The sequence below is a fragment of the Streptomyces mirabilis genome (genome assembly GCF_018310535.1).
In the GTDB taxonomy this organism is placed as follows: domain Bacteria; phylum Actinomycetota; class Actinomycetes; order Streptomycetales; family Streptomycetaceae; genus Streptomyces.
Genome location: NZ_CP074102.1, coordinates 6927613 through 6942853, shown reverse-complemented (window position 1 = coordinate 6942853; position 15241 = coordinate 6927613). Strand labels below are relative to the sequence as shown.

The window sequence follows — 15241 nt, the reverse complement described above, 5'->3', positions numbered from 1 at the left end:
CAGTTCACAGTTACCGCGGGTATCGGCGATTTTCGGCCACCCACTTCATAGGCTGATTTCAGGATTTGTCGACCAGCCGCTCAAGTGACCTGTGACCCACTTCACGGAACCAACTTCCTTGAACGCACACGAAGTTGGCTCGGAGTAACAGATTCCGCACGAGGGATCACCCTGCGCGTCGGATGGTTCGATTCCGTTCGCTCCCGGGCGTGACTCCGGCCACAGATCGCCCGTTGTCATCTTCATGAGCCGGGACCCCCGGATTCATGGGCCGGGAGCCACCCGGCATCGCCACGTACCGCATCCCGAGGAGCCACCCGTGCCGCGCATGCTCGACGTCAGCGACGACGTACGCGCCGAGATCGGCGACGAAGAAGCCGACCGGCTGCTCGCCGGAGAGAACGCCCCGGGCAGTTACGACTGCACGTCCTGCCGCACCCCGGGCGACTCGGAACAGGAGCGCACCAGCACCGTCCTGTTCATCGGCGACGAGACCGCCGTCCTCGCCTTCGCCCACGCCACCTGTCTGCCCTCACAGGTCGTCCAGGTCACCGAGGAGCAACTCCAGGGCGCCGTCCGCTCGATCAACCCCGACGGCGTGCCCGCCCAGGCCGCGCCCGAGCAGGCCGTGCTCGGCGTGACCAGCGGACTCATCCTGATCAGTGGCGAGTTGCACCCCGCGCTCGTCGTCGAGCCGACGGGGCCCATCGTGCGGCCCGGCTCGACGGACATCGGTGACGACTTCCTGCCGCTCCTCATCGAACAGGGGTTCATGCCGGTGACCGAGCTGAGCTCGGTGCCGCCGGTGCTGCACGGGTGGTCCGTGCTGCTCGCCATGGGGCAGTTGCACGCCGTGCTCCAGCCGGGCACCGGGGGCGGGTCGCCCGTCGCCTGGTGGCAGGCGCACCAGGCGCTCCAGGTCGCCGAGAGCTGGCGGGCCGCCGCCAACAAGCACCAGCAGGTGCTGCTGTTCGCGGCGCCGGTCGGGTCGATCGGGCGGCAGCCGCGGGAGGATCTGCTGCGGGACGCGCTGGACAAGGCGGCGGCGAACGGGAAGTTGGTGGCTGCCGCGATGCCGCTCGCCGGAACGTGAGCGTTCCACTGGGTTGAGCCGGGCTGCGCGGGTGCGTTGTCGGCTGCGGGTCGTGTGTGGCTGGTCGCGCAGTTCCCCGCGCCCCTGGAAGAAGGGGGCTGCGCGTGCGTTGTCGGCTGCGGGTCGTATGTGGCTGAGCGCGCAGTTCCCCGCGCCCCTAAGGGGCTTGCGCCTCTGACGGGGCGGGCTGAAGCAAAGGTGTGACCGCATCTGTTGGGCTGTGGGGTCGTTGGCACATACGTGCACACCTACGACGCCCCCCGCCGCCAGCCCTTCCAGCAGATCCCGGCCGCGCGATCGGCTCAGGATCCTCCGCGTGGCCCATCGGCCACGCCGATCTATGACGCGCTCTACGCCGAGTGGGTCAGATCGTTCAAGGCCCTGCCCGGCGACCGCCACGGCGAGGACCAGCTCGGCTTCACGGCCTTCGGGATCCTGACACAGGGTTCCAGCGCGTACGGCGGATCCTCGTACCCCTCGTCGTACAGCTCCTACAGCGCGGGGGCGTACTCCGCGCGCAACGGCGGCTCTCAGCAAGGTCAAGGCGCGTCGACGACCGGCGTCTGGCAGCCGGTGGCGCGCCAGCACGGTACGGGACTGCACCACATCCCGGCCGCGCTGCCACCCGCGCCCCGCAGGGGGCTGTGAGCAGAAACAGTTGAACAGGTGAGGGGCGGCTCCCATGGGAGCCGCCCCTCACCTGTCGCTACGTCACTTCTTCTTGGTGCCGCGCTTCTCGCGCACCCGTACGGAGATGTGGATCGGCGTCCCCTCGAAGCCGAACTCCTCGCGCAGTCGGCGCTCGATGAAGCGCCGGTAGCCGTGCTCGATGAAGCCGGAGGCGAAGAGCACGAACCGCGGAGGCTTGGTGCCGGCCTGCGTACCGAAGAGGATGCGGGGCTGCTTGCCGCCGCGGACCGGGTGCGGGTGGGCGGCGACGAGCTCGCCGAGGAAGGCGTTCAGACGGCCGGTCGGGACACGGGTCTCCCAGCCGTCCAGGGCCGCCTCGATCGCGGGGACGAGCTTCTCCATGTGCCGTCCGGTGCGCGCCGAGACGTTCACCCGGGGCGCCCACGCCACCTGGAGAAGCTCGGTCTCGATCTCCCGCTCCAGGTAGTAGCGGCGCTCCTCGTCGAGGGTGTCCCACTTGTTGAAGGCGAGGACGATCGCGCGGCCCGCCTCGACGGCCATCGTCACGATGCGCTGGTCCTGTACGGAGATGGTCTCGGACGCGTCGATCAGGATGACCGCGACCTCGGCCTTCTCGACGGCGGCGGCCGTACGCAGCGAGGCGTAGTAGTCCGCGCCCTGCTGAAGGTGGACGCGCTTGCGGATGCCCGCCGTGTCGACGAACTTCCAGGTGACACCGCCGAGTTCGATCAGCTCGTCGACCGGGTCACGGGTGGTGCCCGCGATCTCGTTGACGACCACGCGGTCCTCGTTGGCCACCTTGTTCAGGAGCGAGGACTTGCCGACGTTCGGGCGGCCGATGAGGGCGATACGGCGGGGGCCGCCCACCGCGACGCCGAAGGTCTGCGCCGGGGCCTCGGGCAGGGCCTCAAGGACGGCGTCCAGCATGTCGCCGGTGCCACGGCCGTGCAGCGCGGAGACGGGGTGCGGCTCGCCGAGACCGAGGGACCAGAGGTACGAGGCGTCGGCCTCGCCGCTCGGGCCGTCGACCTTGTTGGCGCACAGCACGACGGGCTTGCCGGCCTTGCGCAGCAGGCGGACGACCGCCTCGTCGGTGTCGGTCGCGCCGACCTTGGCGTCGACGACGAAGACGACCGCGTCGGCCGCCTCGATCGCGTACTCGGCCTGCGCGGCCACGGACGCGTCGATGCCGAGGACGTCCTGCTCCCAGCCACCGGTGTCGACGAGCTTGAAGCGGCGGCCCGCCCACTCGGCCTCGTAGGTGACGCGGTCGCGGGTGACGCCGGGCTTGTCCTCGACGACCGCCTCACGGCGGCCGATGATCCGGTTCACCAGGGTCGACTTGCCGACATTGGGCCGGCCGACGACGGCGAGAACGGGCAGCGGGCCGTGGCCCGCCTCCTCGATCGCGCCCTCGACGTCCTCGATGTCGAAGCCCTCTTCCGCGGCGAGCTCCATGAACTCCGCGTACTCGGCATCGCCAAGCGCCCCGTGCTCGTGCTCGGCCGGGCCGGCCGAGCCGTCGGGCTGGATGTGGTCGTTCATGAAGTCCGTACCTCGTCGTTCATCGTGGTGATCGGTGGACCGCCCGCATATCGGGTGATCCACTACTCAAGTGTCGCCTAGTGCCCGGTGGGGCGCCCGGCGTTTTCCGGGCGTCCGGTCAGACGCCTGGCGTGGTCCAGGTGGGCGCTCAGCTGCTTCTGGATGCGGGCGGTCGCCTCGTCCAGCGCCTTGCGGGTACGCCGTCCGCTGCCGTCGCCCGCCTCGAAGGGGTCTCCGAAGACGACGTCGACCCGGCTGCGCAGCGGGGGCAGCGCCTTTGTCAACCGGCTGCTCTTCTCGGAACTTCCCAGGACCGCCACCGGGACGACCGGCGCGCCGGAGCGCACCGCGAAGTACGCGAGTCCGGCACGCAGCGAGGCGAAGTCGCCGTCGCCGCGGGTGCCCTCCGGGAAGATCCCGAGCACGCCACCGGACGACAGGACTCCGAGAGCGTCGGTGATGGCGGTGCGATCGGTGGTCTCACGGTCCACCTTCAGCTGGCCGATGGCGAGCAGGAAGGGGTCGAGCGGGCCGATGAACGCTTCCTTCTTGATCAGGAAGTGGGTGGGGCGGGGCGCCACGCCCATGACCATCGGGCCGTCGATGTTGTGCGAGTGGTTCACGGCCAGGATCGCCGGGCCGGTCGCGGGGACCTTCCAGGCGCCGAGCACGCGCGGCTTCCACAGCCCGTACATCAGGCCGACGCCGATACGGCGCCCTACCTCGGCTCCTCTCTCGGAGGTTGCGGTCACTTGGCGGCCCGCTTCTCCTCGACGAGGGTGACGACGCACTCGATGACCTGCTGGAGCGTGAGATCGGAGGTGTCCACCTCGACCGCGTCGTCCGCCTTGGCGAGGGGGGAGGTCTTACGGCTGGAGTCGGCGGCGTCCCGCTTGAGCAGGGCCTCGCGGGTGCTGTTGACGTCCGCGCCCTTCAGCTCACCGCTGCGGCGGGAGGCACGCGCCTCCGGGGAGGCGGTGAGGAAGATCTTCAGATCGGCGTCCGGCAGCACGGTGGTGCCGATGTCGCGTCCCTCGACGACTATGCCCAGCTCGGCGGCGGCCGCGATCGAACGCTGCAGCTCGGTGATATGGGCGCGCACCTCGGGCACCGCGCTGACCGCGCTGACCTTGGAGGTGACCTCCTGGGTGCGGATCGGGCCCGCGACGTCGGTCCCGTCGACCGTGATGGCCGGCGCGGACGGGTCGGTCCCGGAGATGATCTCCGGCTTTCCGGCCACGGCGGCGATCGCGGTCGGGTCCGTGATGTCGATGCCGTTGGTCACCATCCACCAGGTGATCGCCCGGTACTGCGCGCCCGTGTCCAGGTAGCTGAGGCCCAGCTGCGCGGCCACGGCCTTGGAGGTGCTCGACTTGCCCGTGCCGGAGGGGCCGTCGATGGCGACAATCACTGCCGGGGCGGGCCGGGCGGCGCCGTTTTCCACGGTGGGAACACCTTCCTGGTGCGGGGTGGAGGTCTGTGCGGGGCACGATCGCGCCCCGCACAAGGTTACTGGCTTCCCGGACCCCGCATTACTGGCCCTTCCCGGGGCCGATCACCCACCGCACCACGGCCCACCACACAGGCCCCCCGCCCCGGACGCCGGCCCTACTGCCACAGCGGGGCCTCACGACGGCCTACTGCCGCAGCGCCCAGCCCCGTTCCCGTAGTGCCGTGCTCAGCACCGGTGCCGCCTTCGGCTCCACCATCAGCTGGACGAGGCCGGCCTGCTGTCCGGTCGCGTGCTCGATGCGTACGTCCTCGATGTTGACTCCGGCGGCCCCCGCGTCGGCGAAGATGCGGGCCAGCTGGCCGGGCTGGTCGTCGATGAGGACGGCCACCGTCTCGTACGTCAGCGGCGCGGCACCGTGCTTGCCGGGGACGCGGACCTGGCCCGCGTTGCCGCGGCGCAGGACGTCCTCGATGCCGCTCACGCCCTCGCGCCGCTTGGCGTCGTCGGAGGACTGGAGGGCGCGCAGGGCCTGGACGGTCTCGTCGAGGTCGGCGGAGACGTCCGTGAGGAGGTCGGCGACCGGGCCCGGGTTCGCGGAGAGGATGTCGATCCACATCCGGGGGTCGGAGGCCGCGATCCGGGTCACGTCACGGATGCCCTGCCCGCACAGCCGTACCGCCGCCTCCTCCGCGTTCTCCAGGCGCGCGGCGACCATGCTGGACACCAGGTGCGGCATGTGGGAGACGAGCGCGACCGCGCGGTCATGGGCGTCGGCGTCCATGACGACCGGGACGGCACGGCAGTGCGACACCAGCTCGAGGGCGAGGTTCAGGACCTCGGTGTCCGTGTCCCGAGTGGGGGTGAGAACCCAGGGGCGGCCTTCGAAGAGGTCGCCCGTCGCGGCCAGCGGGCCCGACTTCTCACGGCCCGACATGGGGTGCGAACCGATGTACGCGGAGAGGTCGAGGCCGAGCGCCTCCAGCTCGCGGCGCGGTCCGCCCTTGACGCTCGCCACGTCGAGGTAGCCGCGCGCGACCCCACGCCGCATGGCGTCCGCGAGCGTCGCCGCCACGTGCGCCGGCGGGGCCGCCACGATCGCGAGGTCCACGGGCCCGCCGGGCGCCTCGTCGGTGCCGGCGCCGAGCGCGGCCGCCGTACGGGCCTGCTCCGGGTCGTGGTCGGTGAGGTGGACGACGACGCCCCGCTGGGAGAGCGCGAGGGCCGCCGACGTACCGATCAGCCCGGTTCCGATGACGAGCGCGGTTCTCACTGGGCGATGTCCTTGCGCAGCGCGCCCGCGGCGCCCAGGTAGACGTGCGCGATGTCGGCGCGGGGCTTGTCGGACTCGATGTGCGCGAGGACCCGTACGACCCGGGGCATCGCGCCCTCGATGTCCAGCTCCTGCGCGCAGATCAGCGGCACGTCGACGATGCCGAGCTTGCGGGCGGCGGCGGCCGGGAAGTCGCTGTGCAGATCGGGCGTCGCGGTGAACCAGATGCTGATGAGGTCGTCGGTGGTGAGACCGTTCCGCTCCAGGACAGCGGTAAGCAGCTCGCTGACCTGCTCGTCCATGTGGCCGGCCTCGTCCCGTTCCAGTTGGACGGCGCCCCGGACCGCTCGTACCGCCACGATGTCACTCCTCGCTGAGCCGAGCTACGTACTGGTCGTATCTCGTCGTATGTCGTCGTGTCTCGCCTTGTCACACCAGCGTAGTCAGGCCGCAACCCGCGAGTGTGCGGCGCCCGCCTGACGAGACGGCCGCCGCACACGAAAAGGAGCACGTCTCGGAGCGACTCAGAGCGACTGCTGCTTGTCGAGGCCGCTGACGGGCTTGTTCTCTCCCGTGCCGATCCACGACTGGGCCTGGTCGATCAGGCCGGACCTGGTGAGCATGTCCAGCAGGCCGCCCAGGTCTCCGCCAATGTCACTTGAATCGCCCTATTCCGCTACTTGTAGTGAGAACACACCCGTGCGCCTCTGGACGCCGGGGCACGGGTCCGCTCTCATGGCAGGAGACTCGCCTCGGGGGAGGCCCGCATGGCCCGTATGAAACGCCCAGGACCGCTGCTCACCCTTCTGGCGGGGCTCCTGCTCGCCGTGTTCATGCTGACGCTCAACGCGACGGCGGGGACGAAGAACGCGTCCTCGTCGTACCAAGAGGCCTCACCCAGCGCCACGCCACAGGCGAGCCCGCCGCCCACGAGTACGTCGCCGCCGTCGAGCCCCCCGCCCCCTTCGAGGAGCGCGCCACCGAACGCCGACTACGCGGGCCGCACCGACGACGACTCCTCCGCGGTCTCCGTCTCCCTGCGGGGCGGCAAGGCGATCGCGTACTTCTGCGACGGCCGCAGCAAGGAGTCGTGGCTGAAGGGCGATGTCAAGGACGACGGCACCATGAAGCTCACCGGCAAGCACGGCGCCGAACTGAACGGCACGCTCAAGGACGGCAGAAGCATCCGCGGCACCGTCGACCTCGGCGGGCAGCGCTACGCGTTCACCGCCGACAAGGCGGTCAAGCCGTCCGGGCTCTACCGCGCGACCGCCACGGTGCGCGGCGCCAAGCTCGACGGCGGCTGGATCGTGCTGCCCGGCGGCAAGCAGGTCGGCATTCTCGACCGTGACGGCAAGCCCGCGGCGGCGCCGACGATCGACCCGGAGACCGGCACCGTGACGGTCGACGGACAGACACTCACCGCCTCGCCCGTCACTCCATGACCTGTCACTCCAAGACGCGTCACTCCAAGACCCGTTCGTGAACCCTTTCCTGGCCCTTTCCTGATCGGGAACCGATATGACCGTGGATCCGAACGCCGCCACCCAGGGCTTCCCCTCTCCCCCGCCCGCCCACCGCCGCCCGGGCGCGGCCCGCTATCTCGTCCCCGCCCTGGTCGCCGCGGCGGTCGCGGTCGGCCTCGGCGCCTATGGCAAGTCGCACCACCCGGCGGGGACCGCCTTCAACCTCGCGGGGTTCAGCAGCACGGGCGCGGTGAAGTCGTGGCTGGCGACGACGGCGTTCGCCTTCGCGCTGGTCCAGCTGGTCTCGGCGTTCATGGTCTACGGGAAGCTGCCCGGGCCGAGCTGGGCGCCGACGCTGCACCGCTGGTCGGGGCGGATCGCGTTCCTGGTGGCGGTGCCGGTCGCGGTGCACTGCCTGTATGCGTTGGGCTATCAGACGTACGAACCGCGAGTGATGTGGCACTCGCTCCTGGGTTGCTTCTTCTTCGGTGCATTTAGTGCCAAAATGCTCCTGCTCCGCTCGGAGCGACTGCCCGGCTGGCTGCTGCCCATGGTCGGAGGACTCGTCTTCGTCGTCCTCACGGCCATCTGGCTGACGTCGGCTCTCTGGTTCTTCCGCACGTTCGGAGTGACGACATGACGAACCCCCCGGCGCGGCGCACGGTGCTCGGGACGGGCGCGGCCTTCCTGCTCGCGGGATGCAGCAAGTACGGCGACAGCAACAGCTCGTCGGCATCCTCCCCGACCGCGACCACCTCCCCGATCGCCAAACCCTCAGCAGGCAAGGAACTCGCCGAGAAGAGTGACATCCCGGTCGGCGGCGGCAAGGTCTTCAAGGAAGAGAAGGTCGTGGTCACCCAGCCGAAGAAGGGCGAGTTCAAGGCCTTCTCGGCGATCTGCACCCACCAGGGCTGCACGGTGAACAAGGTCGCCGACGGCACCATCGACTGCCCCTGCCACGGCAGCAAGTACCGCATCACCGACGCCTCGGTGGTCCACGGCCCGGCCCCGCGTCCCCTGCCCGCGAAGAAGATCACGGTGAAGGGAAAATCGATCTTCCTGGTGTGAGCGGGCGCGTACGCTCCAGGACATGCATGCCGAGACCCAGGTGTCCCTGGTGCGCGACCACACGATCTACTCCTGCGTGATGGGCTCGCGCGCCTTCGGGCTGGCCACGGACGGCAGCGACACGGACCGCCGGGGCGTGTTCCTCGCGCCGACCCCGCTCTTCTGGCGCTTCGAAAAGCCTCCGACGCACGTCGAGGGGCCGGCCGAGGAACAGTTCAGCTGGGAACTGGAGCGCTTCTGCACCCTCGCGCTGCGCGCCAACCCGAACATCCTGGAGTGCCTGCACTCCCCGCTCGTCGAGTACGTCGACGACACGGGTCGCGAACTGCTCGCCCTGCGCGAGGCGTTCCTCTCCCGCCGGGCACACGACACGTTCGCCCGCTACGCGCTGGGCCAGCGCAAGAAGCTGGACGCCGACGTCCGGCAGCACGGCGCCCCGCGCTGGAAGCACGCCATGCACCTCCTGCGCCTCCTCATGAGCTCCCGTGACCTGCTGCGCACCGGCGCACTGACGATAGACGTCGGCCTACGGCGCGAGGCGCTGCTCGCGGTGAAGCGCGGCGAGGTCCCGTGGCCGGAGGTCGAGGCCTGGATGACCCGGCTGGCGGCCGAGGCGGACGACGCGGCCGCCCACAGCCCGCTGCCCGCCGAACCGGACCACGCCCGCGTCGAGGACTTCCTCCTGCGCACCCGCCGCGCCTCAGCCCTCCGCGCGGACTGCGACGCTCCCCGGACCCTCCAGCCGGACCCGGACGACGAACGCGTGCAGGGCGTCGTACGCGGACGGGGCGTCCGGCAGCGCTGAGGCGTCCTGCGCCACGTCCAGCACGCCGTGCAGCCGCTCCACGTCGGCCGCCACACGCGCGTGGTCGACGTCCGCGTCCCCGTGCTCCCGCTCCGCCTTCGCCGCGATCAGGTCGGGCAGATACACGGGAGCCTCCCCGACCTCCGAGACCAGCGTGCGCAGATCGGGCTGCACCTCGCCGCTGCGCATCAGATGGATACCGGTGAGCAGCACCCGGAACGTGTAGAGCAGCGGCTTGAGTTCACCGGTCTTCTCGAACAGCCGCCACTGGGTCGCCGCGAAGCCCCGGTAGTGATGGGCGTGGTGGGAGGTGAGGACTCCGGGGGCGAGCGAGACCAGCTCGCTGTGCGCCTCCCCGGTGTGCACGACCAGTGGCGAGAGCAGCTGCTCCAGCACATAGCCGTTGCGCCGCAGCATCAGCCGTACGAACTTGCGCAGGTCGTGGGTGACGAGGTCCATCTCGACACCGTCCCGGTCCCACATCCGCGACCGGGTCTCGTCCGGCTCGCGCAGGCCGACCAGTTCGGCCGCCGACAGCAGGTGCACGCCCCTGAGGTCGACGTCCGAGTCGCGCGAGGGGAAGCCGTACAGGTGCGCCCCGGAGACGGTGGCGAACAGCACCGGGTCGGGCTGCTCGGCCACCACGGCCGCGAGGTCGATGTCCAGGACGTCGTCGATCATCACTCAAGCATCCCAGAGCCGTATCTCATGCATCCCAGAGGCATCTCTCACGCATCCCAGAGCGCCCCCAGCGACATGAGGTCGCTCTGGTACTCGATGCGGTCGGCCCACTCCGTCGGCCAGGTGTCGGAGCCGTGGTGGGCGCCGGCGAACGCGCCCGTCAGGCAGGCGATGGAGTCGGAATCGCCCGAGGTGCAGGCCGCGCGGCGCAGCGCGGTGACGGGCTCGTCGACGAACTGCAGGAAGCAGAGCAGTCCGGTGGCGAGCGCCTCCTCGGCTATCCAGCCCGCGCCGGTGGCCAGGCACGGGTCGCTCTCGGGCGAGGCGGTACGCACGGCGTCCTGAAGGCGGTCGAGGACCGCGAGGCACTCGTCCCAGCCGCGTCCGATGAAGTGCTCCGGTGTGGGGTCCTGGCTGCGGGTCCACAGGTCGCCGAGCCAGCGGGAGAGGTAGCGGCCGCGGTTCTCCTGGGCGTACGAGCGCAGGAGGCCGATCAGTTCGGTCGGCTCGGCGCCTCCGGCGAGGAGCCACACGGCGTGGGCGGTGAGGTCCGAGGCGGCGAGCGCGGTGGGATGGCCGTGGGTGAGCGCGGCCTGCAACTGCGCGGCGCCCGAGCGCTGTTCGTCGCTGAGCCCCCGTACGAGCCCGACCGGCGCCACCCGCATGTTGGCCCCGCACCCCTTGGAGTCGATCTGGCTGGCCTCCTGCCAGGGCCGGTCCTCGGTCTTCAGGAGGTTGCAGGCCACGAGGCAGGTGCGGCCGGGCGCGCGGTTGTTGTCGGGCGACTGGTACCAGTCCACGAACTCCTCGCGCACGGGCCGTTCCATCCGCAGCGGTGTGAGCAGGCCGCGGTCCATCGCCGTACGCAGTCCCCGCCCCAGCGCCAGCGTCATCTGCGTGTCGTCCGTGACGATCGCGGGTCGCGGCAGCTTCATCTCCCGCCAGGGGCCGAACTTGGCCAGGATCGAGGGGACGTCGTTGAACTCGGTCGGGAAACCCAGCGCGTCGCCGAGGGCGAGGCCGAGCAGGGATCCGGTGGCGGCGTGCTTCGCGAGCGTCGGGGTGGTGGTCATGAGGGCCGTCCTTCCGAAGGGGGACGCAGCAGGGGTGGCTGCAGGGCGGTGGCGCCGCCCGCGCGGTAGAGCGCGGCGGGTTTGCCGCGGCCTCCGGTGAGGCGTGCGGCCCCCGGGACCGGTTCGACGAACCCGGGCGTGGCGAGGACCTTGCGCCGGAAGTTGGGCCGGTCGAGGACGGCGCCCCACACCGTCTCGTAGACCCGCTGCAGCTCCCCGAGGGTGAACTCGGGCGGGCAGAAGGACGTGGCCAGGCAGGTGTACTCGAGCTTGGCGCCGACGCGTTCGTGGGCGTCGGCGAGGATGCGGTCGTGGTCGAAGGCGAGCGGGCCGACCGAGCCGTACGGCACCCACCGGGCCTGCACCGCGTCCCCGCCGCCGTGCGGCTCGGGAGGGTCGGGGAGCAGTGCGGCGAACGCGACGGAGACGACCCGCATCCTCGGGTCGCGGTCGGGTTCGCTGTAGGTCCGCAACTGTTCCAGATGGAGGCAGGAGAGGTCCGGGATGCCGGTCTCCTCGGCGAGTTCACGCCGGGCGGCCGTCTCCGCGGACTCCTTCGGCAGCACGAAGCCGCCGGGCAGTGCCCAGCGGCCGGCGTACGGTTCCTGCCCCCGTTCGACGAGCAGCACTTCGAGTTCGCCCGCGCGGACGGTCAGGACGGCGAGGTCGACGGTGACGGCGAAGGGTTCGAAGGCGTACTTGTCGTAGCCCTCGGGGGCGAGACCTCCCCTTGCGCGCAAGTCACCCGCCCCCGGTTCCGCACGAGTCGTAGCCGGTCATGACCGGCACGAGTAATAGTCAGTACGACTATAAAAAGCCGAACCGCGCCCCCACAAGACCTCGGGCGCGGTTCTCGGCACATCCGTGTTCTCGGCACATCCGTGACAGAAGCCCTCAGCGGCCCCTGGAGCGTGTCGGAGCCCGCCGCGCTCCCCGAGGGCGGTGAAGGCGGGCGGAGGGCGCACAGCGCCCTCCAGGGCCGTCAGTCGGGCCTAGAGATCGACCTCCTGCATGAGCATCCCGACCTCGGTGTTCGACAGGCGGCGCAGCCAGCCCGACTTCTGGTCGCCCAGGGTGATCGGACCGAAGGCCACACGCACGAGCTTGTCGACCGGGAAGCCGGCCTCCGCGAGCATGCGGCGCACGATGTGCTTGCGGCCCTCGTGCAGGGTCACCTCGACGAGGTAGTTCTTGCCGGTCTGCTCGACGACCCGGAAGTGGTCCGCCTTGGCGTACCCGTCCTCCAGCTGGATGCCGTCCTTGAGCCGCTTGCCCAGGTCGCGCGGGATCGGACCCACGATGTGCGCGAGGTAGACCTTCTTCACGCCGTACTTGGGGTGGGTCAGCCGGTGCGCCAGCTCGCCGTGGTTGGTGAGCAGGATGACGCCCTCGGTCTCGGTGTCGAGCCGCCCGACGTGGAAGAGCCGCGTCTCGCGGTTCGTCACGTAGTCACCGAGGCACTGCCGGCCCTCCGTGTCCTCCATCGTCGAGACCACACCGGCGGGCTTGTTCAGCGAGAAGAACTGGTACGACTGCGTGGCCACGGTCAGCCCGTCGACCTTGATCTCGTCGTGCTCCGGGTCGACGCGCAGACCCTGCTCCAGGACGATCTCGCCGTTGACCTCGACCCTGGCCTGCTCGATCAGCTCCTCGCAGGAGCGCCGGGAGCCGTAGCCCGCACGCGCGAGCACCTTCTGCAGGCGCTCGCCCTCCTGCTCGGCGCCCGGGAAGGTCTTGGGCAGCTTGACTTCCTTCTTGCCCGCGTACCGGTCCCGGTTGCGCTCCTCGGTCCGCGTCTCGTACTCGCGGGAGCGCGAGGGCTCCGTACGGCCACCACGCGGCTGGCCCTGCTTGGGGCCGCCCTTGGCGCCGCCGCGCGCCGCGTTGCCGCGCCCGGACTTCGGGCCGTCCGGCGAGGCCCCGGGGCCTACGTCGTAGCGGCGCTCCTCAGGGCGGGGCTTGCTGGGACGCTTCGGCCTGTCGTCGCGCCCTCCCGCGCTCCTCGGCTGGGAGCCGCTCCCACCACTCCCCCGCGGGTTGCCGCTCCCACCGGTTCCCCGCGGGTTGCTGCCCCCGCCGGTTCCCCGCGGGTTGCCACGCCCGCTGTTCCTGCCACTGCCACTGCCACTGCTTCGCATCAAAGTTCCGTCGTCGTCGTGTCGTCTGCATCTGCATCCGGTGCATCCGGATCGAACGACGGGACCCCTTCCAGCGTCTCGGCCTCGATCGCGTCCGCCTCGGGAAGGAAGGGCGCGAGCTCCGGGAGCTCGTCCAGACCGCGCAGGCCCATTCGCTCCAGGAAGTAGTTCGTCGTCACGTACAGGATCGCACCTGTTTCGGGTTCCGTGCCCGCCTCCTCGACCAGACCGCGCTGCAACAGGGTGCGCATCACACCGTCACAGTTCACTCCGCGGACCGCCGAGACCCGGGATCGGCTCACCGGCTGGCGGTAGGCGACGACCGCCAGAGTCTCAAGGGCCGCCTGGGTCAGCCGGGCCTGCTGCCCGTCGAGGACGAAGCGTTCGACGGCCGCCGCGTACTCGGGCCGGGTGTAGAAGCGCCAGCCGCCCGCGATGAGCCGCAGCTCGAAACCGCGGCCCTGGACGGTGTACTCGTCGGCCAGCTCCCGCAGCGCGTCCTTGATCTGCCGTCTGGGCCGCTCCAGGATCTTCGCGAGGTGCTCCTCGGTCGCGGGCTCGTCCACGACCATGAGGACGGCCTCCAGGGCGGGCTTCAGGTCGAGGTCGGCGACGGTACGCAGGCCCGCCGCGATGTCGGTGGTCTCCTGGTTCACGCCTTCTCCTCCTTGGCGCCGTCCTTGATCTTGTCGTCCTTGGCGCCGTCCTTGATCTTGTCGTCCTTGGTGTCGCCGTCCTTGGCCCGGTCGTCCTTGGCCCGGTCGTCCTTGGCCCGGTCGTCCTTGGCCGCCTCCGCCGGGCGGTCGAACTCGTCCGTCACCCTCGGCTGGTCGTCGCCGTCCCCACCCGTCCAGCGCACCATGAGCTCCCCGAGGGCCTCCTCCTGGTCGAGGGCGACGGCCTTCTCCCGGTAGAGCTCCAGCAGGGCCAGGAACCGGGCCACGACGGTGAGGGTGTCCTCGGTGTCCTCGACGAGGGCGCGGAAACTGGCCTCCCCGAACTCCCGCAGCCGCGCCACCACGATCCCGGCCTGCTCCTGCACGCTCACCAGCGGGGCGTGGATGTGGTCGACGTACACCTGCGGCTTGGGCTTGGGCTGCATCGCCTTCACGGCGAGCCTGGCGAATCCTTCCGCCCCGATGCTGATGACCACCTCGGGCAGCAGCGCGGCGTGGTGCGCTTCGAGCCCGACAGTACGGGGGTAGCGGCGGCCCTCTTCCTCCAGCCGGGCGTTGAAGATGTCCGCGATCTGCTTGTAGGCGCGGTACTGGAGCAGCCGCGCGAACAGCAGGTCCCGCGCCTCCAGCAGCGCCAGATCCGCCTCGTCCTCGACCTCGGCGGCCGGGAGCAGCCGGGCGGCCTTCAGATCGAGCAGCGTCGCCGCGACGACCAGGAACTCGGTCGTCTGGTCGAGGTCCCAGTCGGGCCCCATCGCCCTGATGTGCGCCATGAACTCGTCGGTGACCTTGGACAGCGCCACTTCGGTGACATCGAGCTTGTGCTTCGAGATCAACTGAAGCAGCAGGTCGAACGGCCCCTCGAAGTTCGCAAGCCGCACCTTGAAGACCCCGCCACCGACCTCGTCGGAAGCCGCGGACTCGGCAGCACCCTCCGAACGGGGCAGACGCTCCGGCCCCGCGGAGGCCTCGGCCTGTGCCGGAGACTCGGGCGCCGTCTCCGCCGGAGGCTCGGCGCTCTCATGCGCAGGAAGCTCGGGCGCCGTCTCCGCGGCGGCCTCAACGGGCTCATGCGCCTCGACGGGCTCATGCGCAGGAGGTTCGGGCGCCGTCTCCGCGGCGGCCTCGACGGGCTCCTCGACCGACTCGGCCCGCCCTTTGACCGGCGCCCCCTCGGCCGACTCGACGCGCTCCTCGGGCCGCCCGTCCCGCCCCTCCGTCGGGACCGGCGTCGCGCCGGGGCCCCGGCCCAGGACACGGCGACGGCCGCCGGAGCCGGCGGGGACAGAGGTGTCGTTCGAGGTCATAGCCGTCGCAGGCT

General features: G+C 70.7%; 17 protein-coding genes and 1 pseudogene. 6 read left to right on the top strand and 12 right to left on the bottom strand.

The annotated features are described in order from the left end of the window. Positions 1-319: 319 nt before the first annotated feature. Complete coding sequence (locus SMIR_RS30630) at positions 320-1093, top strand: DUF8842 C-terminal domain-containing protein (protein ID WP_099923453.1); 774 nt, start codon at positions 320-322, stop codon at positions 1091-1093. 240 nt (positions 1094-1333) lie between these two features. Beyond that, positions 1334-1741: a hypothetical protein gene (locus SMIR_RS30625; protein ID WP_168490297.1), complete on the top strand. Its 408-nt coding sequence runs from the start codon at positions 1334-1336 to the stop codon at positions 1739-1741. Positions 1742-1804: 63 nt separating this feature from the next. Here the strand turns inward: SMIR_RS30625 and der are convergent, their stop codons facing one another. The 6 genes from der to SMIR_RS43715 all read right to left on the bottom strand — a co-directional run bounded on the left by der (position 1805) and on the right by SMIR_RS43715 (position 6653). Next, positions 1805-3289 carry a ribosome biogenesis GTPase Der gene (der, locus tag SMIR_RS30620; RefSeq protein ID WP_168490298.1) on the bottom strand — a complete coding sequence of 495 codons (1485 nt, stop codon included), beginning with the start codon at positions 3287-3289 and terminating at the stop codon, positions 1805-1807. 77 nt (positions 3290-3366) lie between these two features. Beyond that, the gene (locus SMIR_RS30615; protein WP_168490299.1) at positions 3367-4080 is read right to left on the bottom strand and encodes a lysophospholipid acyltransferase family protein; all 714 of its coding nucleotides are present in this window, start codon (positions 4078-4080) and stop codon (positions 3367-3369) included. Then, entirely contained in the window at positions 4038-4733 is a 696-nt protein-coding gene (gene cmk / locus SMIR_RS30610; RefSeq protein WP_168490300.1) for a (d)CMP kinase, read from the bottom strand. The genes SMIR_RS30615 and cmk overlap by 43 nt, the downstream gene beginning before the upstream one ends. Before the next feature lie 193 nt (positions 4734-4926). After that, a complete protein-coding gene (locus tag SMIR_RS30605) occupies positions 4927-6012 on the bottom strand; it encodes a prephenate dehydrogenase (RefSeq protein WP_168490301.1) in 1086 nt (361 codons plus the stop codon). After that, entirely contained in the window at positions 6009-6371 is a 363-nt protein-coding gene (gene aroH / locus SMIR_RS30600; protein WP_054234458.1) for a chorismate mutase, read from the bottom strand. The genes SMIR_RS30605 and aroH overlap by 4 nt, the downstream gene beginning before the upstream one ends. Positions 6372-6536: 165 nt before the next feature. Then, positions 6537-6653 (bottom strand): YidB family protein, encoded by a 117-nt coding sequence (locus SMIR_RS43715; RefSeq protein ID WP_282190386.1) that lies wholly within the window; start codon positions 6651-6653, stop codon positions 6537-6539. A 135-nt stretch (positions 6654-6788) separates the two neighbouring features. Between SMIR_RS43715 and SMIR_RS30595 the strand changes: the two genes are divergently transcribed. From SMIR_RS30595 to SMIR_RS30580, 4 genes and pseudogenes are all read left to right on the top strand, one after another. Next, on the top strand, positions 6789-7457 hold the full coding sequence (locus SMIR_RS30595; protein ID WP_168500937.1) for a hypothetical protein: 669 nt from the start codon (positions 6789-6791) through the stop codon (positions 7455-7457). A 76-nt stretch (positions 7458-7533) separates the two neighbouring features. Then, entirely contained in the window at positions 7534-8118 is a 585-nt protein-coding gene (locus tag SMIR_RS30590) for a DUF6529 family protein (RefSeq protein WP_168490302.1), read from the top strand. Next, positions 8115-8546 carry a Rieske (2Fe-2S) protein gene (locus SMIR_RS30585; protein ID WP_168490303.1) on the top strand — a complete coding sequence of 144 codons (432 nt, stop codon included), beginning with the start codon at positions 8115-8117 and terminating at the stop codon, positions 8544-8546. The genes SMIR_RS30590 and SMIR_RS30585 overlap by 4 nt, the downstream gene beginning before the upstream one ends. A gap of 19 nt (positions 8547-8565) precedes the next feature. Next, positions 8566-9351, top strand: a pseudogene (locus SMIR_RS30580) (nucleotidyltransferase domain-containing protein); the annotation flags it as partial. On the opposite strand, the gene SMIR_RS30575 reads toward SMIR_RS30580, so the two are convergent. From SMIR_RS30575 to SMIR_RS30550, 6 genes are all read right to left on the bottom strand, one after another. Then, on the bottom strand, positions 9247-10032 hold the full coding sequence (locus tag SMIR_RS30575) for a nucleotidyltransferase domain-containing protein (RefSeq protein WP_422664475.1): 786 nt from the start codon (positions 10030-10032) through the stop codon (positions 9247-9249). The pseudogene SMIR_RS30580 and the gene SMIR_RS30575 sit on opposite strands and share 105 nt — an antisense overlap. Before the next feature lie 47 nt (positions 10033-10079). Further along, positions 10080-11105: an ADP-ribosylglycohydrolase family protein gene (locus SMIR_RS30570; protein ID WP_168490305.1), complete on the bottom strand. Its 1026-nt coding sequence runs from the start codon at positions 11103-11105 to the stop codon at positions 10080-10082. After that, a complete protein-coding gene (locus SMIR_RS30565) occupies positions 11102-11845 on the bottom strand; it encodes an NUDIX hydrolase (RefSeq protein ID WP_168490306.1) in 744 nt (247 codons plus the stop codon). The genes SMIR_RS30570 and SMIR_RS30565 overlap by 4 nt, the downstream gene beginning before the upstream one ends. 252 nt (positions 11846-12097) lie before the next feature. After that, the gene (locus SMIR_RS30560; RefSeq protein ID WP_101405971.1) at positions 12098-13243 is read right to left on the bottom strand and encodes a pseudouridine synthase; all 1146 of its coding nucleotides are present in this window, start codon (positions 13241-13243) and stop codon (positions 12098-12100) included. After that, positions 13243-13899, bottom strand: a complete 657-nt coding sequence (gene scpB, locus SMIR_RS30555) for an SMC-Scp complex subunit ScpB (RefSeq protein WP_168490307.1) — start codon at positions 13897-13899, stop codon at positions 13243-13245. Before scpB ends, SMIR_RS30560 begins: the two co-directional genes overlap by 1 nt. Beyond that, positions 13896-15227, bottom strand: a complete 1332-nt coding sequence (locus SMIR_RS30550; RefSeq protein ID WP_212727625.1) for a segregation and condensation protein A — start codon at positions 15225-15227, stop codon at positions 13896-13898. Before SMIR_RS30550 ends, scpB begins: the two co-directional genes overlap by 4 nt. Positions 15228-15241: the final 14 nt, after the last annotated feature.